We start from the raw sequence: 20,856 nt of genomic DNA on the forward strand, positions 1-20,856 counted from the left end.
AAAAACCCCCTTCCCACTCCTTCCTCTCTCCTCTCTCGCTTCACACGAACCGCTCTGATCGGCCGATCACGCTCATTCCCGTTCAATGGCATACCTCTGCTCCACAGGCTCGGTGACGATGTCATCGCGATCGGCACACTTGCCGGGTCATCGACCGTCCGATATCTCCTCTCCGCTTTCAATCACACGTCCCCGGTCGACACATTTGGGGATGACAGCAAGACGCGAGCGATGCTCGATTGGCACGTGATCCGCAGCGAACATAATCTCTTCCAAACTACCGATTCGATCCCACGCGGGCGTCGGTCTGCGCCTATCCGCCACGATGGGGTCAGGGAGATCCTGAACGAAGAGGGGATGCTCGCGGTAGTATCGGTCCCATACGTAGTGCGAGCCGGGTAACCGCATCGAGGAACCGAATGCGTACCGCGCACGGTCGCCTCGCCTTCCGTTCTCACCTCGCCATTCCGGATTCCCGCATGACTGCTACGCCAAGCAACGAAGCACGCGCGATCGGTTTTCTTCCTTATCTCGTCGCGGCCACCTTCTTCATGGAGTACCTGGACACCACGGTGATTGCTACCGCGTTGCCCGAAATGGCGCGCAGCTTCGGCGTGGGGCCCAACGCGCTCAGCTTCGGCATGACCGCATATATGCTCGCGCTCGCCGTATTCATCCCCATCAGCGGCTGGATCGCCGACCGCTTCGGCGCGCGGACCGTATTCGGCGGGGCCATCGTGATCTTCACCGTCGCCTCGATTCTGTGCGGGCTGTCGAATAGTGTCGATCAGTTCATTGCTGCCCGTCTGTTGCAAGGAATCGGTGGGGCGATGATGGTGCCGGTCGGGCGCATGATCGTCGTACGCAGCACGGACAAATCGAAGCTGATGCAGGCGATCTCGACCATTACGTGGCCCGGCATCGTCGCCCCGGTGGTTGGCCCGCCGGTGGGCGGTTTCATCACGACCTACGCATCGTGGCGCTGGATCTTCCTGCTCAACGTGCCGCTTGGCTTGGCCGCGGTCGCGTGCACGTGGCTGCTCGTCAAGAACAGCCGTTCCGCGGAGCACCGGCCGCTCGATTGGATCGGTTTCGGTCTGGCCGGCGCCGCGCTGACCTGCATGCTGGTGGGCACCGAAGCCGCGGGTCAGCAGGATGCTCATTTCGCACAGGCCGGCGTGTTGATCGCTGCCAGCGTCGCGTTCGGGTTCGCCGCCTGGTGGTATGCCGCGCGTTGCGAGCATCCGTTGCTCGACTTCACGACGATGAAGGTTCCGACGTTTTCCGTCACGGTCCTGACGGGGTCGATCACGCGGGTTGCGATCAACGCAGTGCCCTACCTGCTGCCGCTGCTCTTTCAGGTCGGGCTCGGCCTGTCGCCGTTCCAGTCGGGCTTGCTGCTCCTCGCGAGCGCGATCGGCAATCTCGGCATGAAGGCCGGCACGTCGTGGATCCTGGATCGCTTCGGCTTCCGGCGGGTCGCGCTCATCGACGTGACGGTCGCGGGGATTTTCACCATGGCGTGCGGGTGGCTGACCGGATCGACGCCGCTGGCACTGACGCTGTTCGTCGTGTTCGTCTATGGTCTCGCGCGTTCGCTGCAGTTCACCACGCTCGCAACGCTGGCTTATGCGGATATTCCGAGTCGGCAAACCAGCGCGGCCAGCACGCTGTGGAGCGCCGCGCAACAGATGAGCATCGGCATGGGCATCGCGTTCGGCGCGCTGGCATTGCGCATCGCATCGATGGCAAGAGGCGATGCCGCCGGCACGCACTACGTGCTTGCCGATTTCCGTTGGGCGTTTTTCGCGGCAGGGCTGCTTGCGTTGCTGACATTGCCCGGCTATGCGAGGCTCGCGGCCGATGCGGGCGACCGTCTACGTGCCGGCGCGGCGCGCGGTTGAGGCGGACCCGCGATCGTTACGGTCGAATAGCCGGTCATCGCAGCATTGCTCGTATCGGATGCAAGTACCGGATCTGAATCGCTCAAATCGCCGCATGATTCGATTCGATGGCCTCCGGCTGGAGCTCGCGCGTGCCACGCGATAGTCGGCTGCGCGCGCCGTGCCGCTTATGCCGAATGCGAAGTCGGCGGTCTGCACAGATCGAAGCGCCACACGACGCAACTGATCCAAGCTTGTACCGGTCGCGTGTTGTCGGCGCTGCCATTGCCGCAGCGCTTCGTACCGAATTCAGGCGCAGACGCAATACCTCCGCGAGGCCACTGCCTGCGGACGAGACATGACGCCCATCGGGTATTGGCTTCGCGTGCCGCTATGGGCAGTGCCGCACCGCCCTCGAATTGACGGGCCGCATTGCACGGCCCGCCCGTCTCGACTCGCTCAGAACAGCGCGTGAAAGATCCAATACAACGCGCCCGCCAGCACGATCGACGCCGGCAGCGTTAGCACCCACGCCAGCACGAGGCTGCGAACGGTACCCCATTGCAGGCCGGAGCCGTTCGCGGCCATGGTCCCGGCGACCCCCGACGACAGCACGTGCGTCGTCGAGACCGGCAGACCGTAGAGGTCGGCCGCGCCGATAGTCAGCATTGCGACCATTTCGGCTGACGCGCCTTGTCCGTACGTCAGATGCTGCTTGCCGATCTTTTCGCCGACGGTGACGACAATGCGTTTCCAGCCCACCATGGTGCCCAGTCCGAGTGCGATCGCAACCGCGACCTTGACCCAGGTCGGAATGAATTTGGTCGAGTGATCGAGCTGCGTCCGATAATTGTCGATCGCCTTCTTGTCGTCGGGCGCGAAGGCCGGCTGACCCGATTTCTCCATCAGGCGGATCGCTTCCGACACCAGGTACATCGTGTTGCGCACGTTGTCCGCTTCGCCTTGCGGCACGTCGGCGATCGAGCCGGACGCTCCCACCGCGATCGCGAGCGAGTTCGACAACTGCTGAACGGCCGGAATCGTCCCGGCGGTGAGGTGATGCGACTGCACGTACGCTTCGACATCGGCGCGTGCGTTGGTCGACGATGCGCCGCCCTCCGCATACTTCGCGAACGTCGCGGACGCCTGATGCGCGACGGCGATGAAGGTCTGCGTTTCCGCAGGCGTCACCGCCTTGTTGAGTGCGTAGGCGGTGGGTACCGTGCCGATCAGGATCAGCATGATCAGGCCCATGCCTTTCTGGCCGTCGTTCGAACCGTGCGCGAACGATACGCCGGTGCAGGTGAGAATCAGCAGGCAGCGGATCCAGAACGGCGGCGGCTGGTCTTTCGGCGGCTCCTTGTACAGGGCGGGAACGCGGATGACCGCTTTCAGCACCAGCAACAGCAGCCCGGCGAACAGGAACCCGACGATCGGCGAGAACAGCAGCGACTTGCCGACGCCCAGCGCCTGGCCCCAATCGACGCCGCTGGTGCCGGACGGGCCGTGCATCAATTGATTCATCAGACCCACGCCGATGATGGAGCCGATCAGCGTGTGCGAACTCGACGACGGCAGGCCGAAATACCAGGTCGCCAGATTCCAGACGATCGCGGCGATCAGCAGCGCGAACACCATCGCGAAGCCCGCGCCGCTGCCGACCTGCAGAATCAGCTCGACCGGCAGCAATTGCAGGATGCCGAACGCGACGGCACCGCTCGATACCATCACGCCCAGAAAATTCCACATGCCCGACCAGACGACCGCGACGTTGGGCGTGAGCGAATGCGTGTAGATCACGGTCGCGACGGCGTTGGCCGTATCGTGGAAGCCGTTGACGAATTCGAAGCCGAGCGCGATCAGCAGCGCGATGCCGAGCAGCAGATACGGGAAGATCGAATGCTCGCGGACCGGTGCGAGATCGGCTGCCAGATGCATGAGAACGTAGATCGCGCCGACGGCGAGCACGACCAGGAACACCGCGAGACCGAGATGACGCGTGCGGCTGAGGTCGACCTGGGTTGCCTGGGGCATGGGCTGATTCATGACGGCCTTTCGAGAAGAGTAACCGTCCGATGCTAGCGCCTGCCGTTAGGCAGTTTGATGACATCGCGCGATTCACGCTTCTGGGACGCGAGCCTGCTGAAATCGCCGGAATTCGTGAATTTTCAGCGGTTTTTCTTTCGAATTGAAAGAGATTGGCGGCTCGCGCCTGAGGTGGGGCGACGCGGTTTTTATCGGTTTTTCCGGGAACGAGCGCGGTCTGGAGACGACGCGCTCCGACCGATTCGACTATGCGTTTTCCGCGATCGGATCGCCGTCGCGACGCGAGCGCCTCGGTGCGCGCAACGTTGCCGCGGCCGTGCGTGTGGGGCGGGAGCCCGTCCGGCTTGTCGATGTCGCGCGGATCGGCCGATCGCGCCGACGATCAGCGCGCGCCGGACGGCGCCGGCGCGCCGCGCGAATAGTGCCGCGCGCCGGCCACGCATGCGACGACCGCCACGGTCACCGCGATCATCGCGAGCGGTACCTGCTCGTGCAGGAGCCAGGCCGCCAGCAGCAGGCCGAAAAACGGCTGCAGCAACTGCAATTGCCCGACGCCGGCGATTCCGCCGAGCGCGAGCCCGCGATACCAGAACACGAAACCGATCAGCATGCTGAACAGCGACACATAGGCCAGCCCCCACAGCGCCGCGTGGCTGACGCCGGCGAGCGACGCCGGCCGGGTCCAGATCGCGAGCGGCAGCATCACGGGCAGCGACAGCACCAGCGCCCACGAAATCACCTGCCATCCGCCGAGCCGGCGAGACAACTGCGCGCCCTCCGCGTAACCGAGTCCGCAGGCGACGATCGCGGCGAGCATCAGCAGATCGCCGATCGGGGATGCATCGATACCGTTGCGTACCGCGAACGCGACCACCGCGAGGCTGCCGAGCCCGGAGAACAGCCAGAACGGGCGTTGCGGACGCTCGCCGCCGCGCAGCACGCCGAACCCGGCCGTGGCCAGCGGCAGCAGGCCGATGAAGACGATCGCGTGCGCGGACGTGACGTGCCGCAGCGCAAGCGCGGTCAGCAACGGAAAACCGACGACGACGCCGAGCGCGACGATCGCGAGCGGCACGATGTCGCCTCGGGCAGGACGTGTCTGCCGAAACGACAGCAGCAGCGCGAGCCCGAGTACGCCCGCGATCGCCGCGCGCGTCACCGTCAGGAACACCGGGTCGAGGCCTTGCACCGCGATCCGCGTCGCCGGCAACGAGCCGCTGAAAATGATCACCCCCGCAAGGCCGCTCAGCCACCCGTTCGCTGTTTTGTCCATCTGTCCGCTCCAGTGTCGAGACGAGAGAATCCCACGCGCGCGGCGTCCGTGTAAGCTACGGATCAGTACAATTTGAGTGAACTGTACCTATTCAGGAGCAGTACAGATGCCGGTTTCATTTCAGGACAACCCGTTACCGGGAACCCGGGTCGGGCGGGTGATGGACGCATTGCGGGAGCGCATCGCGAGTCGGGTGCTTGCACCGGGGGCGCGCGTGCCGTCGATCAGGGCGATGGCGGAAGGGCTGGGCGTGTCGAAATCGACCGTGGTCGAAGCGTACGATCGGCTGGTCGCGGAAGGTGTGCTTGCGGCTCGGCGCGGCTCCGGGTTTTTCGTGTCCGGCAACACGCCGCCTTTCATCCTGGCCGATGTCGGGCCGCGCGTCGATCGCGAGGTCGATCCGCTATGGCTGATGCGGCAATCGCTCGAAGCCGGCTCGGATGCGCTGAAGCCGGGGTGCGGCTGGTTGCCGGCCAGTTGGATGCCCGACGACGGCGTGCGGCGCGCGTTGCGTGCGGTCGCGCGGGACGATACGGCGCGTCTGACCGATTACGCATTGCCGCGCGGCCTGCCCGCACTGCGGCAGCAACTCGGGTGGCGGCTCGCGCAGCATGGCGTCGATGTACCGCCCGAGCAGATCGTGCTGACGGACGGCGGGACGCATTCGCTCGATCTGTTGTGCCGCTTCCTGCTGGAGCCGGGCGATACGGTCGTGGTCGACGATCCGTGCTATTTCAATTTTCATGCGCAGCTGCGCGCGCATCGCGCGCGGATCGTCAGCGTGCCGTATACCTCGAACGGTCCCGATCTGCAGCAGTTCGAACGCGTGCTGGCCGAGCATCGGCCGCGGCTCTATGTCACGAATTCGGCGATCCACAACCCGACCGGCGCCACGCTCGCGCCCGCGGTCGCGCACCGGGTGCTGAAGCTCGCCGCCGAACACGATCTGCTGATCGTCGAGGATGATATCTTCGCGGATTTCGAAAGCGAGCCCGCGCCGCGTCTGGCCGCGTTCGACGGACTGTCGAGGGTCGTCTCGATCGGCAGCTTCTCGAAAACGCTGTCGGCCGCGGTGCGGTGCGGCTATATCGCCGCGCGGGCCGAGTGGATCGAGCCGTTGATCGATCTGAAACTCGCGACGTCGTTCGGCAACGGAGAACTGACCGCGTCGGTCGTGCATCGCCTGCTCGTCGACGGCACTTATCGGAGGCATCTCGACAGCATGCGCGCGCGGCTTGCCGATGCGATGAGCGTCGCGATTCGCCGTCTGACGTCGGCCGGGCTCGAGATCCCGTTCCGGCCGAGGGCGGGCATGTTCCTATGGGCGCGTCTGCCGGACGGCCTCGACGCCGCGCAGGTTGCGCGCCGCGCGGTGGACGACGGCGTCGTGTTCGCACCGGGCAACGTGTTCAGCGTCGCGCAGACATCCGCCGGATTCTTGCGTTTCAACGTATCGCAATGCGACCGGCCGAAGGTATACGACGCATTGAGGCGGGCGATGGAGCCGCTCGCCGGGCCGCGCGGGGAGCGATGAAGCCGTTCGCGCGGCGGCCGTCGCGCGAGCGCCTCGATGCGGTGCTTCAGCGCCGTGCCGAGATCGGCCCCGGCGGCACGGCGGCCAGATCGATGTATTTGAACGCTTCGCGCGACCGGGCGACCTCATCGAGATCGATCGCGATGTCGATCACATGTTCGCGGTCGGCGGGCGCGAGCGCCAGGCAGGCGCCGTCCGGCGACGCGACGAGGCTCGTGCCGCTGAACGTATAGCGATCGCCGGGACCGACCCGGTTTGCCATCGCGACGAATACCTGGTTCTCCATCGCCCGTACCGGGATCATCTGCCGATGGACGTGGCCATGCGGATTCATCATCCCGTCGAGAATAACGATCAGCTCGGCGCCGCCGCGCGCGAGCGAACGGGCGGTTTCCGGGAATTCCAGATCGAAGCAGATCAGCATGCCGAGCCGCGTGCCGCGCCACTCGCACACGGGTAGCGCGTCGCCGGCGTCGAATACGCCGAGATCCGAGTCGTACAGATGAGTCTTGCGGTAGACGAGCCGGATCTCGCCTGTCTCGTCGATCAGCAGCGCCGTGTTGAAGAAGCCCGCGGCGTCGCGTTCGGCGAACCCGATCGCGACGCCCACCTGCGCCCGCCGGGCCGCGTCGCGGATCGCGCGGATCGGGGCGCCGTCGACCGGTTCGGCAAGGCGGCCGATGGTGTCCGGCGTCGGAAAGCCCTGCACGCAGGTTTCAGGAAAGATCACCAGGTCGGCTTGCTGCCGCGCCGCCGCGATGTGTTTCAGCACCATGTCGAGATTGCCGCTGACGTCGCCGTCGCGAAGCGCCGCCTGAATCAGCCGGAGATGCAAGGTGTTCATGATGGCGATCCTGCGGGAGCGGACGGCGGCGCATCGCGCGCCGGGGCGTCGAGCGACGCGATGACCTGCACTTCGTGGCGCAGATCGAGCGAGCGTGACAGCAGCCAGTACACGCCGCCCGAGACGATCAGACCGACCAGCCATGCGACGTCGACGCCGCCGAGCAGGTTCGCGGCCGGACCGACGAAGAGGTTCCGGTTGGTGTCGCCATCGACGATCGAAAAGAACGGCACCATCGCGGCGAAGCCGACGAGATAGGCGACGATGCCGCGCAACTGCCACGCGCCGTAGAGGCCCCGCGGCGTGAAGAAGTGCGCGATCGCGTAGCGGCCCCGGCGGACGAAGAAGTAGTCGACGAGATTGACGGCGGTCCAGGGGACGAGAAAGTAGAGCATCAGCATCAGGAACGTGTGCAGCAGCGCGATACCGTTGCCTCGGATCGCGAGCACGCACGACAGCACCACGGCGCTGATCGCCAGGATCGCCGCGATTCGCGCGCGGCGGGTCGGCCGGATCGGCGTGATCGAATCGATGCCGGTCAGGACCGTCAGCATCGCGCTGTAAGCGTTGAGTGCGATGATCGGCAGGAAGCCCGCCAGCGACACCACCACGATCAGCGGACCGAGCCCCGGCACGAGCGCCGAGCCCACGCGGTTCATTGCCATCAGCGCATCGTCCGCGTGCAGCGCCTGCGCGAGCCACGCGCCGAGGCCGATCATCCAGGTACCCGACAGCGAGGCGCCGAGGAAGATCACGGCGATCAGCTTCGCGCGGCTCGTGCGTTTCGGCAGATAACGCGTGTAATCCGAGACGTAGGGCGCATAAGAGATGTTGTAGCTGGCGCCGATCGCGAACTGCGTCGCGAACGCGATCCAGTTGAAGCCGAGCGGCGCGGCATGGTCCCCGCCGGCGGGCGCAGCGCCGTAGCCGAGCAGCAGCGCGAGCGTAACGACCGCATAGAGCGGCAGCGTGGCGAACAGCGCCCACGTGAAGGTTCGATGCATCAGGTCGTGACCGTAGATCGCGAGTAGCGCGCCGGCCGCGATCGCGCCGACCGCGACCGCCGTGCCGCTCAGGCCGAAGACGTTGTGCACGCCGTCGACCATCAGCGAGACGTTGACGACGTTGAAGCCGACGAATACGAACAGCGTCGCGAGCAGCGCGAGGATCACGCCGCGATAGCCGAACTGCGCGCGGGACTGGATCATCTGCGGCAGGCCCATCTCCGGTCCCTGCGAGCCGTGGAATGCCATGAAGATCGTGCCGAACATGATGCCGAGCGCTCCGGCGAGCGTCGTCCAGCCTGCCGACAGGCCCATGCTCGGACCGACGAAGCCGATCGAAATCGTGAAGAAATGAAAATTTCCAAGGAACCAGAACGGTCCCTGACTCGCGAGTTTCGCGTGCCGTTCCTGCTCGGGGATGTAGTCGATCGAGCGGCTCTCGATTTCAAGGGCGGGCTGCGCCGGCCGAGTGGCGGGGGCGAGCGTTTTGGGGGGCGTCATCGAGGCATGTCTCCACTGCTGAATCTTGTATCACGGTACGGTGAAACGGTCGTGCCGTGGAAGGGCGCCGGTGCGGCCGCCGTTTCGCCTGCCGCGCGCCGTCATGCGACGGCGCGCGGGCGAGACCGGCTCGCCCGGATCGTCATGATTCCGCGATCGCGGCGCGCGGCGCCGGGGACGGCGGCAGGGCAGGCTTGCCCGCGTCGCCCGGCTCGACGTCGCCGATCCGTCGCGCGATCAGCCAGACGCAGACCGACGACAGGATCGCCGCCGCGGCGTACTGCAGCGCGAGCGGCCACCATTGCGGCGTGCTGTTCTGCGCGATCACGGTCGCGACGAGCGGCGTGAGGCCGCCCGCGAGCGCGCCGCATACCTGGTAGGCGATCGAGATCGCCGTATAGCGGATCCGCGCGGCGAAGATCCCGCTGACGAAGCCCGCGATCACCGCGTAATAGCCGGATTCGGCGATCGTCGCGAGCCCGACGCCGAGCGTGATCGACAGCGGCGTGCCCAGATGCACGAGCGGCAGCATGATGAACGGGACGACCATCGCCCATGCGGCCGTGATCAGCAGGACGCGCGTCGTGCCGAAACGCTGCGCGAGAAACGCGGCGGCCAGCTGCACGACGAACTGCAGCACCGCGACGACCGTCATGCATTGCAGCACCATCGAACGCTCCAGCGACAGGAACTGCGTCGCGTAGCTGATCATGAAGATATTGCTGAAATACACGCCGGCGATCCCGTAGACGTTCGCGCCGATCGCGAGCAGCAGCAGTTTCCAGTGCTTGAACGCTTCGCGCACCGGATTGCCCGCTGTCTCGCCGCTGAGTCGCACCTGCTCGAATTCCGGCGATTCGGACACGCTCGCGCGGATCACGAACCCGACCACCAGCAGCACCGAGCTGGCGAGGAACGGCACGCGCCAGCCCCAGCTCATCAGCGCTTCCTTCGGCAGCGTGCTGATCGCGCCGAACGCGAGCATCGACAGGATCAGGCCGCTTGCGCTGCCCAACTGCGCGAACGATGCGAAGAACGTGCGCTTGCCTTCCGGCGCGTGTTCGCCCGCGAGCAGCACCGCGCCGCCCCATTCGCCGCCGACCGCGACGCCCTGCAGCACGCGCATCAGCACGAGCAGGACCGGCGCGAGTACGCCGGCTTGCGCGTAGGTAGGCAGCAGGCCGATCGCGACGGTCGCGATGGCCATCAGCATCAGCGTCGCGAGCAGCGAGCGCTTGCGCCCGAACCGATCGCCGAGATAGCCGAACAGCAGGCCGCCGAACGGCCGCGCGAAGAAGCCGACCGCGAACGAGCCGAACGACGCGAGCAGGCTGATGAAGCGGTTCTCGCCGGGGAAGAACAGCGGACCGAACACGATCGCCGCCGCGGTCGCGTAGCTGTAGAAGTCGTACCACTCGATGGTGGTGCCGACGAACGAGGCGAGCGCCGCGCGTCGCGGCTGCTTGACGGGTGTGTGCATCAGGGGTGTCTCCTCCGTGAGCGGATCGTTTCGTTATGTCGCCGCCGGCCTATTCGCGGTACGCGACGCCGGGCAGCACGCAGAGCAGTTCGTAGGCGAGATTCGCGCCGAGCAGCGCGGTGGTGCCGAACGGATCGTAGGGCGGGGCGACTTCGACGAGATCGCAGCCGACGATATCGAGGCCATGCGCGCCGCGCACGATTTCCAGTGCCTGCGGCACCGTGAGGCCCGCGATCTCCGGCGTGCCGGTGCCCGGCGCATAGGCGGGATCGATGCCGTCGATGTCGAAGCTGATGTAGACGGGGGTGTCGCCGATCTGCTCGCGCACTTCCCGCATCAGCGGCGCGAGCGACTGGTTCCAGCACGCCTCGGCCTGCACGACGCGGAAGCCCTGGTCGCGGCACCAGTCGAAATCCTCGGCCGCGTAACCGGTGCCGCGCAGGCCGATCTGCACGACGCGCGAGCACTCGAGCAGTCCTTCCTCCACCGCGCGGCGGAACGGCGTGCCGTGCGCGATCTTCTCGCCCATCATCGTGTCGTTCACGTCCGCGTGCGCATCGACGTGGATCAATGCGACCTTGCCGTGCTTGCGATGGATCGCGCGCAGGATCGGCAGCGCGATCGTGTGGTCGCCGCCGAGCGTGATCGGCTTGCAGCCGTGACCGAGGATCTCGTCGTAGGCGGTTTCGATCCGTGCGATCGAATCGTGCAGGTTGTACGGATTGATCGCGACGTCGCCGACGTCGGCCACCTGCAGCGAATCGAACGGCGCGGCGCGGGTCGCCATGTTGTACGGGCGCAGCAGCACCGATTCGGCGCGAATCTGGCGCGGGCCGAAGCGCGCGCCGGTGCGGTTCGACGTGCCGAGATCGAACGGCACGCCGACGAAGCAGGCGTCGAGTCCCGCTGCGCTCGGGACATGGGGCAGGCGCATCATGGTCGCGATGCCGCCGCTGCGCGGCATCTCGTTGCCGCCGAGCGGCTGGTTGAAATGATTGGCTGTCATGGGGCGTTCTATCTGTTCGTCCAGGGGTTGCCGTATCATCCGACGCGGCGTGACGCGTAGTTTTACGCGCTCCCGCCGAAAAGAAGAATGCGAAGGTTTCGACGTAAACATCGATCCTGGGCGATGTAAGCAATGGGAGGTAGACGTGCTGGGAAATCTGTCGACGCTCGATCTGCGGCTTATCCGGGTTTTCCTGGCGGTCGCCGAGGCGGGCGGGGTGACGGCCGCTCAGGCCGTGCTGAACGTCGGGCAGTCGACGATCAGTTCGCAGTTGTCGACGCTCGAGGCTCGCCTCGGTTACCGCCTGTGCGAGCGCGGCCGCAGCGGCTTCAGCCTGACGCCGAAAGGGGAGCGGTTCCACGCGATGAGCCGCAAGCTGCTCGCGGCGCTCGACGAATTCGGCAGCGCCGCGCGACACATGGACAAGCAACTGGTCGGCACGCTCAGCATCGGCCTGATCGGCCACACGCCGGTCAGCCAGAACGCGCGGATCGCCGAGGCGATCGCCGCGTTCCGCACCCGCGACGAGGCAGTGCGCTTCTCGATCTCGGTGCGGCCACCCGGCGATCTGGAGGAGCGGCTGCTCAGCGAGGAGATCCAGATTGCGGTGGGCTATTTCTGGCATCGGGTTCCCGCGCTCGAGTACACGCCGCTGTTCGTCGAGCGGCAGGTCGCGTACTGCGGACTCGGTCATCCGCTGTTCGCGCGCGCCGGCGCGCTGACGACCGCCGATGCGGCGGGTTACGAGTGGGCATGGCGCACCTACCCGCTGCCGGAGGCGCAACTGTCGACGTCGCCCGACCGCGTGACGGGCACCGCCGACAACATGGAGGCGGTGTCGCTGCTGATCCTGTCCGGCCACCACCTCGGCTACCTGCCGCAGCATTTCGCGGCGCCCTACGTCGCGCAGGGCCTGTTGGCGGCGCTCAATCCGGACGCGCTGCGCTACGACGTGACGTTCCACATGGTCGTGTCGCGCCGGGCGCGGCAGAACCCGGTCGTGCAGGCGTTTCTCGAGGATCTGGCGCGCGCGCACCAGGACCGGCCCCCGGCCGACGTGGCCTGACCGTCCGTCATCACGGAATCGGCAGTTCGGCGTCGCGCTTGACTTCGCGCAGCGACAGCGCCGATTCGATCGACGTGACGCCCGGCAGCACGCGCAGGGTTTCGCGCAGAAACGTGCCGTAGTCGTCGAGATCGTGCGCGACGACCTGCAGCAGGTAGTCGGCCGATCCGGACACGTTGTGGCATGACAGGATGCGCGGGATGCCGAGCACTTCGCGCTCGAAGCGGTTCGCGACACCCCGGTCGTGCACCGCGAAACGCAGCAGCACGAACGCCACCACGCCGAATCCCAGCGCCTTGCGCGACAGCTGTCCGCGGTAACGCTCGATATAGCCGTCGTTTTCGAGCCGCTTGAGCCGCCGCGTGCACGGCGTCTCGCTCAGGCCGACGGTTTCGGCGAGTCGCGCGATCGGGATCCGGCCGTCGAGTTGCACTGCGGCAAGGATCGCGCGGTCGATTTTGTCGAGTTCGATCATGATGGTGGAAGGCACTAATAATTAAATATTCATTAGTGTATTCCACTCCATCAAAACAGTGAAAACGCCAACTTAGCCAATAAACCCTCATTAAGCGGATGCACCATAGAGCCGTCCAGAATTGAGGCTCGGCCATGATTTCCGCTCACCTGTTGCTCATCTATATCGCAGCCGTCGCGGCCGTCTACGCACTGCCGGGGCCCGACATGGCGCTGGTGCTGCAGACGAGCATCGGCCGCGGCGCGCGTCCGGGGCTGGCCGCCGCCGCCGGGCTCGGCCTGGCCCGTGCGGTGCACGTCACCCTGTCGGCATGCGGGGTCGCCGCGCTGCTGAAAAGCGCGCCGTGGCTGTACGAGGTGGTGCGCTACGGCGGAGCCGCCTACCTGGCCTATGTCGCGGTGCAGATTTTCCGCTCGCCGGTATTCGCGCTGCCCGGCGACGGCGCATCGTCCGCCGCCGCCGGACAACTGCGGCAGAGCTTCGTCAAGGGTCTCCTGACCAATCTGCTCAATCCGAAGGCGCTGCTGTTCTGTTCGGTGCTGCTGCCGCAGTTCGTGGCGCCGTCCGCGGGCCCGGTGCTGTGGCAGATGATCGAACTCGGCGCCTTGCTCGTGCTGACGGGCGCGTGCTTCGACGTCGCGTTCGTGTTCGGCGCGTCGCGCATCGCGTCGTGGATGCGCGCGCATCCGCTGGCGCAAACGGTGCAGCGCTGGACCTTCTCGGTCGCGCTGATCGGCTTCGCGCTGCGCCTGTCGATGGACTGATCCGGCGAACGGTTCAGCCCGGCGGCGAAACAACACGCAACTACCGGTCGCGCGTCGTCGTCGCGCGGCCGGTGCGTGCTCACGAAAATCCTCGCGGCAGCGACGCGCAACCGCGATGCCTGCTTTACACTTCATTTCCCGTACCTTCGCCGGCTGTTCGAGGTCGAGCGTGCGGCACCCGACATACCGGCCGGAACTGCAACCGGCCGGCCATGTCCGATTTTCTGGCAGTCCGTGCAACGCGGTACCAAGGAGGGTCTGAACATGGCAAGGCATCTTCACGCCGGCAACGAACCGCAGAACGTCGCCGATTCCACCTGTATCGGCGCGTGCGATCCCGCCGAGACGATTCAGGTGACGGTGGTGTTGCGGCGGCAGGAAGAACAGGATCTCGATGCATTGTTGCAGGGCCTCGCGAGCGGCGATCCGAACGCGAAGCCCGTATCGCGCGAAGCATTCGCGCAGCGCTTTTCCGCGCGTCCGGACGACATCGGCAAGGTCGAGGCGTTTGCCCGGCAGCATCAGCTGACCGTGGCGCGGGTCGATCCGGTGGAGAGCGTCGTGGTGCTGTCCGGCACCATCGCCCAGTTTGAAGCGGTGTTCGGCGTGAAGCTCGAGCGTTTCGAACACCGTACCATCGGCCAGTACCGGGGCCGTACCGGCGCGATCTCGCTACCGGACGAACTGCATGACGCGGTGACGGCCGTGCTGGGGCTCGACAACCGGCCGCGCGCCCGTCCGCATTTCCGTTTCCGCCCGCCGTTCCAGCCCGCTCGCGGCGGCGCGGCCGTCACGTTCACCCCGCTGCAAGTCGCGTCGATCTACAACTTTCCCGCCGGCGACGGGGCCGGCCAGTGTATCGCGTTGATCGAACTGGGCGGCGGCTATCAACCCGACGATGTCGAGCAGTACTTCACCGGCCTCGGTCTCGCGAAGCCGCCGAAGCTGGTCGACGTGAACATCGGCGCCGGCCGCAACGCGCCGACCGGCGACCCGAACGGCCCCGACGGCGAAGTTGCGCTGGATATCGAGGTGGCGGGTGCCATTGCACCCGGTGCAACAATCGCGGTCTATTTCACGACGAACAGCGACGCCGGCTTCATTCAGGCGGTCAACCAGGCGGTGCACGACACCACGAACCGCCCGTCGGTCATCTCGATCAGCTGGGGCGGCCCGGAATCCGCGTGGTCGTCGCAATCGATCCAGGCGTTCAACCGGGTGCTGCAGTCGGCGGCGGCGCTGGGTGTGACGGTGTGTGTCGCGACGGGCGACAGCGGCTCCGACGACGGCTTGCAGGACGGCGCGAATCACGTCGATTTCCCGGCGTCGAGCCCGTATGCGCTCGCGTGCGGCGGCACCTATCTCGACGCGTTGCCGGGGCAGGGGATCCAGAGCGAGGTCGTGTGGAACGACACCGCGTCGGGCGGCGGCGCGGGCGGCGGCGGCGTCAGTACCGTGTTCGATCTGCCGGCCTGGCAGCAGGGCTTGAGCGCGACGCTCGCGCAGGGCTCGCGCGCGTCGCCGCTCGCGAAGCGCGGCGTGCCGGATGTGGCGGGCGACGCGTCGCCGCTCACCGGCTACGAGGTGCGGGTCGGCGGCAGCACGGCGGTGATGGGCGGCACGAGCGCGGTCGCGCCGCTGTGGGCCGCGCTGGTGGCGCGGATCAACGCGGCGGCGGGCAGCCCGGCCGGCTGGCTGAATCCGAAGCTGTACCCGAACGCGGGCGCGCTGCACGACATCACGCAGGGCGACAACGGCGCGTATGCGGCATCGCCCGGCTGGGATGCCTGCACGGGGCTCGGCAGTCCCGACGGCGTGAAGGTGGCGGCGGCGGTGCAGGGGAAGCCTTCCGCGTAGCCGCCGCTCGAGCACGATTGACGATTCGTTCATGCACCAACAATAGAACCAGAAGGAGCAGCACGATGAGCATCGATACCGTATCTTCCGGCGGCGGTTCGTATCCGCTGCATCACGGCGCGCACAATTCGCACGGCGTGCCGCCCACCGTCAACCCGGTGGCATTGAGTCACGGCCGCGACCAGCCGTTCTTCGATCCGGTCGCCTACGGCAACGGTCCCGACGATTCGGTGACGGACATTACTGAGGGCGAGGCGATCACGCATCACACGCTCGCCATCGGGGGCCGCAAGATCGCCTATACCGCGACGGCGGGCCATCTGATCACGGTCGATCCGAGCAGTTCGCAGCCCGAGGCCAAGATTTTCTACGTCGCGTTCACGCAGGACGGCCAGAAGGAGGAGGCGCGTCCCGTCACGTTCTTCTACAACGGCGGCCCCGGGTCGTCGTCGGTGTTCGTGCTGCTCGGCTCGTTCGCGCCGCGCCGCATCAAGACGTCGATGCCGGGCTTCACGCCACCCGCGCCGTACCAGATGGAAGACAATCCGGACAGCCTGCTCGACAAGAGCGATCTGATCTTCATCAATCCGGTGGGCACCGGTTATTCGGCGGCGGTCGCGCCGCGCAAGAACCGCGAGTTCTGGGGCGTCGATCAGGATGCGGATTCACTGAAGCAGTTCATCAAGCGCTACCTGACGAAGAACAACCGGTGGAATTCGCCGAAGTACCTGTTCGGCGAGTCGTACGGCACCGCGCGCAGCTGCGTGCTCGCGTACAAGCTGCACGAGGACGGTATCGACCTGAACGGCGTGACGCTGCAGTCGTCGATCCTCGACTACCGGCAGGCGGGCAACCCCGTCGGCGCACTGCCGACGGCGGCGGCGGACGCGTGGTATCACAAGCGGCTCGGCGTCACGCCGACGCCGACCGATCTCGGCGCATTCGCCGAGGAGGTCGCGCAGTTCGCGCGGGGCGACTACCTCGATGCGCTGCGCAAATTCCCGCAGACCGATCCGGCCGTTGTCGCGAAGCTGTCCGAGTACACCGGCATCGATACCACCACGCTGCTGTCGTGGAGTCTCGACGTCGCCGGCTACGATGCGCGCGGCAACTCGACCTTCCTCACGACGCTGCTGCGCGCGCGCGGTCTGTCGCTGGGCTCGTACGACGGACGCGTGACGGGCATCGAGACCGGCATCGCGGGCAAGATCGATCCGAACTCCGGCGGCAACGATCCGACGATGACGGCGGTGACGGGGGTGTACACGGCGATGTGGAATGCCTATCTGAACGAGCAGCTCAAGTTCACGTCGAACTCATCGTTCACCGATCTCAACGATCAAGCGTTCCAGAACTGGGATTTCGGCCATATCGATCCGACCGGCGCGCAGCAGGGCGTCGACGCGAAGGGGAACGTGATCCTCTATACGGCGGGCGACCTGGCGGCGGTGATGGCGCTCAACGTCGATCTGAAGGTGTTGTCGGCGAACGGCTTCTACGATTTCGTGACGCCGTTCTATCAGACCGTGATCGACCTGCAGCAGATGCCGCTGGAGGATGCAACGGTGCGCAAGAACCTGTCCGCGCGGTTTTACCCGTCGGGGCACATGGTGTATCTGGACGGAGGCTCGCGTACGGCGCTCAAGCACGATCTCGCGCTGATGTACGAATCGACGGTGCAGGACAGTGGTGCGGTGATGCGGATTCGTGCGTTGCAGGCCAAGAAGCGCGGGTAGGGTTCCGTCAGTATCCATGTAGCCCCAGGTGCCTTGTAAACAAAGGGTTTACAAGGCACTTTTGTTTCGCAAGGGTTCGGAAGATATCGTCAGATCCCATGTATTCCCGGATATTTTTCTGGGTACTTTCGATGCCTGAATCAGATGCCAGAGGGCCTTTTGCGTGACCTTCAATGCCGTGAGGCCAAGCCGCGCGAGCGTGCCTATCGACTCAGCGATGGCGGTGGTCTTGCGCTGCAAATCAAACCTAATGGATTGAAATATTGGCAGTCCCGATAGGCTAAGCCGGACGGCCGTGAGGGCTTGGTCCAGATCGGGCCGTATCCTCGGGTCACGCTTGAAGCAGCGCGATTGGCCCGCAACACTCATCGAGATATCGTGTGGAGGGGCGAAGAGCCCTCCGTCCTGCGCAAGCAAGAGAAGGTTGAACGCAAAACCAAGATCGTATCGGCGTTGACGTTCAAGCAGTGTGCGATCTCGTATATCGAGGCACGCCGTGTCGAATGGCAAAGCGACAAACATAGAAGTGCCTGGACGCGTTCGCTGGCTACGCATGTCTACCCGATCATTGGCTCGCTGCGCCCAGTCAATATAACAACCGATTTAGTGATGCGAGTGCTTGAGCCAGTGTGGTTGGCGAAGAATGAAACGGCGAAGCGATTGCGCGGATGGATAGAGCGCGTGCTCGATTGGGCGAAAGTACGTGGATTGCGCGGTGGCGAGAATCCTGCGCGATGGGACGGCCATCTCGATCAGTGGCTGGCGGCGCCGAGCAAGATACGAAAGACCAACCATCATGCGGCGCTTCCGTACAGCGAAATCGGTTTGTTCATGATCGTATTGCGTGCAACGCCGGGTACGGCGGCGCGAGCGCTCGAACATACGATCCTGACAGCGGTTCGTTCGAATGAAGCGATCTGCGCGCATTCAGAGGAAGTGGACCGCGAGGGCGCGATTTGGGAGATTCCGGCTGAGCGGATGAAAGCCAAACGTTCACACCGGCCCTTGTCGTCGTCGGCGCTTGCGTTGCTGGATAGCCTGCCAAAGATGGAGGAAGGGCCAATTTTCGAAGGGTCGAAGGCGGGGGGGTGTCAGAAATTCCGTGTTCAGGCGGGGGGGCAGGATTCCGTGCAAATCGACACAGTGCGCTAAAAAAGACGGCCGCCTGAGCGACCGTGTTCAATCTCATTTTCCACTTGCGTTCCTTCTCGGAGAAGTCGAAACGCGCTTCGAGTCTATCGACCTGCCCGGCCTCCCATCAAGCTGTCAACTCAGACAGGGCCCTTCCTCCAACGGGGACGCCGGGCGGTCAGCCGCAGCCTGATGGCGATTCGCCGACGGGTGTCGGGATCGGTGACCCGCCGCCCGCCGCGAAGAAAGCATTGAGACGATCCCAGGCATCGGCAAAGCGATGCAAGGGAACTGCGGCCAGCTGTTGAGTTTCACAAATTCCGCTAGCCGTGGTCACGAAGCCCGCTAGCGGCGTGCACGAAAGGAGCTGGCAGCGCTTGCGATCTCAATCTCACGCTCGGTCAATGTGGAAGAGAGGGACATGGTGTCGCAGCGAAAGGCCGTTGCTAGAAGAATTTAGGACAACGATTCGGAGGCTAGCAGGTTTGGTGAACAATCAAGGCCGACGAGTTGCCAAAAGGGCAACATCGCCGGCGGGGCATCTAAAGGATAGAATTTACCGTAATATCAACAGCTTACAATGTTTTTCTGATGGCGGAATTTGTGAGCATCAACAGCCGTCGACGATCGCCAGCCGCTACTACGATCCCGACACCACGCCCTACGAGGATGATCCTGCCACGCTCGAGCGGCATCTGAAGACGATGCGCGACGACCTGGTGCATCTCGCGATGCTGAACGGATCATCGGTGCTGGCCGAGTACCTGAAGACCTCGATTCGGCAGCACGGCAATGCCCGGCTGACCGCGGTCTCGCTGCGCATGGTCGAGGACGCGGCCAATCCGGTCACGGCAACCTCAGAGCAAGCTGAGGTCAAGCCGGCCAGGGGCCGTCAGGGCGCACCGCTGGCACGGGTGCGGTTCAGTGTGCGGATCAGGCCAGCGGGCCGCTCACGTGGGCGTCAGCACGCCATCGAATTTGTTGAGCATTGGTGTTTCGACGGGTATGCGGTGACGCCGCTGTCGGACGAAGAATACGAGCTGGCCATTCCCTATCAGAACGATGACCAGCTGGCCGACGTCGTCTCCAATCTGCNGGCGTCAGCACGCCATCGAATTTGTTGAGCATTGGTGTTTCGACGGGTATGCGGTGACGCCGCTGTCGGACGAAGAATACGAGCTGGCCATTCCCTATCAGAACGATGACCAGCTGGCCGACGTCGTCTCCAATCTGCTGGCGGCGATCGGCAAGGCTGCTGAGGATCATCGGTGTGTGAGCGAGTCCGAAGCGCGACGGGTCACGGACGAAGTCGAATCGTAGACCAGCAGAGCTTACTGTCCCAGCAGAAGCCAAATTGCGGCATAACCCAGTCCAAGATCTTAGTCGCCCCGTTACTATCTTCACGTCCCGATAATCGGGGCTTTGGCCAGCTAGGCCCGGCATGATTCCCGCCCCCAGTCGCAGTCATGATCCGGGGGTGTTGTCACCGGGCCTGGTGGGTGGCTGGTGATCGCTGATAGGGGTTTGGCCGGGATATCCCGACGCCGTCCGTAACGTGGATGCCGAGACTTGCCACCGTTGTTGCAGGCCAATCCGTTCACTCTGCATAAACTGCGATGCAAGACACCCAACAACATGACGCCGTCGATGTCTTCATTGGCGTCGACGTAGGTAAGGGCCAGCATCACGCCGTTGCACTCGATCGGAGCGGCAAGCGTCTGTACAACAAGGCGCTACCCAACGACGAGGTCAAGCTGCGAGCCCTCATCGCCGAGCTCAAGACTCACGGTCGACTGCTGTTCGTCGTCGATCAGCCTTCCACCATCGGTGCGCTTCCCGTAGCCGTCGCCCGCGCTGAAGGTGTACTCGTCGCCTATCTGCCCGGACTGGCCATGCGCCGCATTGCCGATCTGCACGCCGGCGAAGCCAAGACCGATGCTCGCGATGCCGCGATCATCGCCGAAGCCGCTCGCTCGATGCCGCATACGCTGCGCTCGCTTCGACTGGCCGACGAGCAGCTCGCCGAGCTCACCATGCTGTGCGGCTTCGATGACGATCTCGCCGCTCAGGTCACGCAGACCAGCAACCGCATTCGCGGCCTGCTTACTCAAATCCATCCGGCGCTCGAGCGCGTTCTCGGACCGCACCTCGACCATCCGGCGGTGCTCGATCTGCTTGAGCGCTATCCGTCGCCCGCCGCACTTGCCAGCACCACCGAGAAAACGCTCGCCAATCGCCTGACCAAGCTCGCTCCTC

15 protein-coding genes and 1 pseudogene are annotated in these 20,856 nt (G+C 65.2%); 9 read left to right on the forward strand and 7 right to left on the reverse strand.

Annotated elements, in window-relative coordinates:
* Positions 1 to 479 precede the first annotated feature (479 nt).
* Complete coding sequence (locus RZR99_RS30325) at positions 480 to 1,904, forward strand: DHA2 family efflux MFS transporter permease subunit (protein ID WP_323123456.1); 1,425 nt, start codon at positions 480 to 482, stop codon at positions 1,902 to 1,904.
* 438 nt (positions 1,905 to 2,342) lie between these two features.
* Here RZR99_RS30325 and RZR99_RS30330 read toward each other — a convergent pair whose 3' ends face one another.
* Complete coding sequence (locus RZR99_RS30330) at positions 2,343 to 3,929, reverse strand: inorganic phosphate transporter (RefSeq protein ID WP_323123457.1); 1,587 nt, start codon at positions 3,927 to 3,929, stop codon at positions 2,343 to 2,345.
* Positions 3,930 to 4,311: 382 nt separating this feature from the next.
* The gene (locus RZR99_RS30335; protein WP_323123458.1) at positions 4,312 to 5,202 is read right to left on the reverse strand and encodes a DMT family transporter; all 891 of its coding nucleotides are present in this window, start codon (positions 5,200 to 5,202) and stop codon (positions 4,312 to 4,314) included.
* A 106-nt stretch (positions 5,203 to 5,308) separates the two neighbouring features.
* Between RZR99_RS30335 and RZR99_RS30340 the strand changes: the two genes are divergently transcribed.
* Positions 5,309 to 6,736: an aminotransferase-like domain-containing protein gene (locus RZR99_RS30340; RefSeq protein ID WP_323123459.1), complete on the forward strand. Its 1,428-nt coding sequence runs from the start codon at positions 5,309 to 5,311 to the stop codon at positions 6,734 to 6,736.
* Positions 6,737 to 6,782: 46 nt separating this feature from the next.
* Here the strand turns inward: RZR99_RS30340 and RZR99_RS30345 are convergent, their stop codons facing one another.
* The 4 genes from RZR99_RS30345 to speB all read right to left on the reverse strand — a co-directional run bounded on the left by RZR99_RS30345 (position 6,783) and on the right by speB (position 11,571).
* Positions 6,783 to 7,580: a carbon-nitrogen hydrolase family protein gene (locus tag RZR99_RS30345; protein WP_323123460.1), complete on the reverse strand. Its 798-nt coding sequence runs from the start codon at positions 7,578 to 7,580 to the stop codon at positions 6,783 to 6,785.
* Complete coding sequence (locus RZR99_RS30350) at positions 7,577 to 9,085, reverse strand: purine-cytosine permease family protein (protein ID WP_323123461.1); 1,509 nt, start codon at positions 9,083 to 9,085, stop codon at positions 7,577 to 7,579. The genes RZR99_RS30345 and RZR99_RS30350 overlap by 4 nt, the downstream gene beginning before the upstream one ends.
* A 142-nt stretch (positions 9,086 to 9,227) precedes the next feature.
* Complete coding sequence (locus RZR99_RS30355) at positions 9,228 to 10,565, reverse strand: MFS transporter (protein ID WP_323123462.1); 1,338 nt, start codon at positions 10,563 to 10,565, stop codon at positions 9,228 to 9,230.
* 49 nt (positions 10,566 to 10,614) lie between these two features.
* Complete coding sequence (gene speB / locus RZR99_RS30360) at positions 10,615 to 11,571, reverse strand: agmatinase (RefSeq protein WP_323123463.1); 957 nt, start codon at positions 11,569 to 11,571, stop codon at positions 10,615 to 10,617.
* A 145-nt stretch (positions 11,572 to 11,716) separates the two neighbouring features.
* On the opposite strand from speB, the gene RZR99_RS30365 reads away from it, so the two are divergent.
* On the forward strand, positions 11,717 to 12,637 hold the full coding sequence (locus RZR99_RS30365; protein ID WP_323123464.1) for a LysR family transcriptional regulator: 921 nt from the start codon (positions 11,717 to 11,719) through the stop codon (positions 12,635 to 12,637).
* Between the two features lie 10 nt (positions 12,638 to 12,647).
* Here the strand turns inward: RZR99_RS30365 and RZR99_RS30370 are convergent, their stop codons facing one another.
* Positions 12,648 to 13,112, reverse strand: coding sequence for an Lrp/AsnC family transcriptional regulator (locus RZR99_RS30370; protein WP_323123470.1), 465 nt, complete (start codon positions 13,110 to 13,112; stop codon positions 12,648 to 12,650).
* 134 nt (positions 13,113 to 13,246) lie between these two features.
* Between RZR99_RS30370 and RZR99_RS30375 the strand changes: the two genes are divergently transcribed.
* The 6 genes and pseudogenes from RZR99_RS30375 to RZR99_RS30400 form a co-directional block, all read left to right on the forward strand.
* Positions 13,247 to 13,876: a LysE family translocator gene (locus RZR99_RS30375; RefSeq protein WP_323123465.1), complete on the forward strand. Its 630-nt coding sequence runs from the start codon at positions 13,247 to 13,249 to the stop codon at positions 13,874 to 13,876.
* Positions 13,877 to 14,140: 264 nt separating this feature from the next.
* On the forward strand, positions 14,141 to 15,733 hold the full coding sequence (locus tag RZR99_RS30380) for a S53 family peptidase (protein WP_323123466.1): 1,593 nt from the start codon (positions 14,141 to 14,143) through the stop codon (positions 15,731 to 15,733).
* Positions 15,734 to 15,798: 65 nt separating this feature from the next.
* Positions 15,799 to 17,469 carry a S10 family peptidase gene (locus RZR99_RS30385; protein ID WP_323123467.1) on the forward strand — a complete coding sequence of 557 codons (1,671 nt, stop codon included), beginning with the start codon at positions 15,799 to 15,801 and terminating at the stop codon, positions 17,467 to 17,469.
* 351 nt (positions 17,470 to 17,820) lie between these two features.
* Positions 17,821 to 18,621, forward strand: coding sequence for a tyrosine-type recombinase/integrase (locus RZR99_RS30390; RefSeq protein ID WP_323123468.1), 801 nt, complete (start codon positions 17,821 to 17,823; stop codon positions 18,619 to 18,621).
* A 1,128-nt stretch (positions 18,622 to 19,749) separates the two neighbouring features.
* Positions 19,750 to 19,920, forward strand: coding sequence for a hypothetical protein (locus tag RZR99_RS30395; RefSeq protein WP_323123469.1), 171 nt, complete (start codon positions 19,750 to 19,752; stop codon positions 19,918 to 19,920).
* A 296-nt stretch (positions 19,921 to 20,216) separates the two neighbouring features.
* Positions 20,217 to 20,856: pseudogene (locus RZR99_RS30400) on the forward strand (IS110-like element ISBma3 family transposase); the annotation flags it as partial.

Origin of the sequence: Burkholderia alba (assembly GCF_034721475.1) — a bacterium.
Lineage (GTDB): Bacteria > Pseudomonadota > Gammaproteobacteria > Burkholderiales > Burkholderiaceae > Burkholderia > Burkholderia alba.

Coding starts and splice junctions, on each gene's coding strand:
- RZR99_RS30385 (WP_323123467.1), top strand. CDS start 15,799: ATGAGCATCGATACCGTATCTTCCGGCGGCGGTTCGTATCCGCTGCAT.
- RZR99_RS30345 (WP_323123460.1), bottom strand. CDS start 7,580: ATGAACACCTTGCATCTCCGGCTGATTCAGGCGGCGCTTCGCGACGGC.
- RZR99_RS30325 (WP_323123456.1), top strand. CDS start 480: ATGACTGCTACGCCAAGCAACGAAGCACGCGCGATCGGTTTTCTTCCT.
- RZR99_RS30375 (WP_323123465.1), top strand. CDS start 13,247: ATGATTTCCGCTCACCTGTTGCTCATCTATATCGCAGCCGTCGCGGCC.
- RZR99_RS30335 (WP_323123458.1), bottom strand. CDS start 5,202: ATGGACAAAACAGCGAACGGGTGGCTGAGCGGCCTTGCGGGGGTGATC.
- RZR99_RS30370 (WP_323123470.1), bottom strand. CDS start 13,112: ATGATCGAACTCGACAAAATCGACCGCGCGATCCTTGCCGCAGTGCAA.
- RZR99_RS30350 (WP_323123461.1), bottom strand. CDS start 9,085: ATGACGCCCCCCAAAACGCTCGCCCCCGCCACTCGGCCGGCGCAGCCC.
- RZR99_RS30330 (WP_323123457.1), bottom strand. CDS start 3,929: ATGAATCAGCCCATGCCCCAGGCAACCCAGGTCGACCTCAGCCGCACG.
- RZR99_RS30380 (WP_323123466.1), top strand. CDS start 14,141: ATGGCAAGGCATCTTCACGCCGGCAACGAACCGCAGAACGTCGCCGAT.
- RZR99_RS30340 (WP_323123459.1), top strand. CDS start 5,309: ATGCCGGTTTCATTTCAGGACAACCCGTTACCGGGAACCCGGGTCGGG.
- speB (WP_323123463.1), bottom strand. CDS start 11,571: ATGACAGCCAATCATTTCAACCAGCCGCTCGGCGGCAACGAGATGCCG.
- RZR99_RS30355 (WP_323123462.1), bottom strand. CDS start 10,565: ATGCACACACCCGTCAAGCAGCCGCGACGCGCGGCGCTCGCCTCGTTC.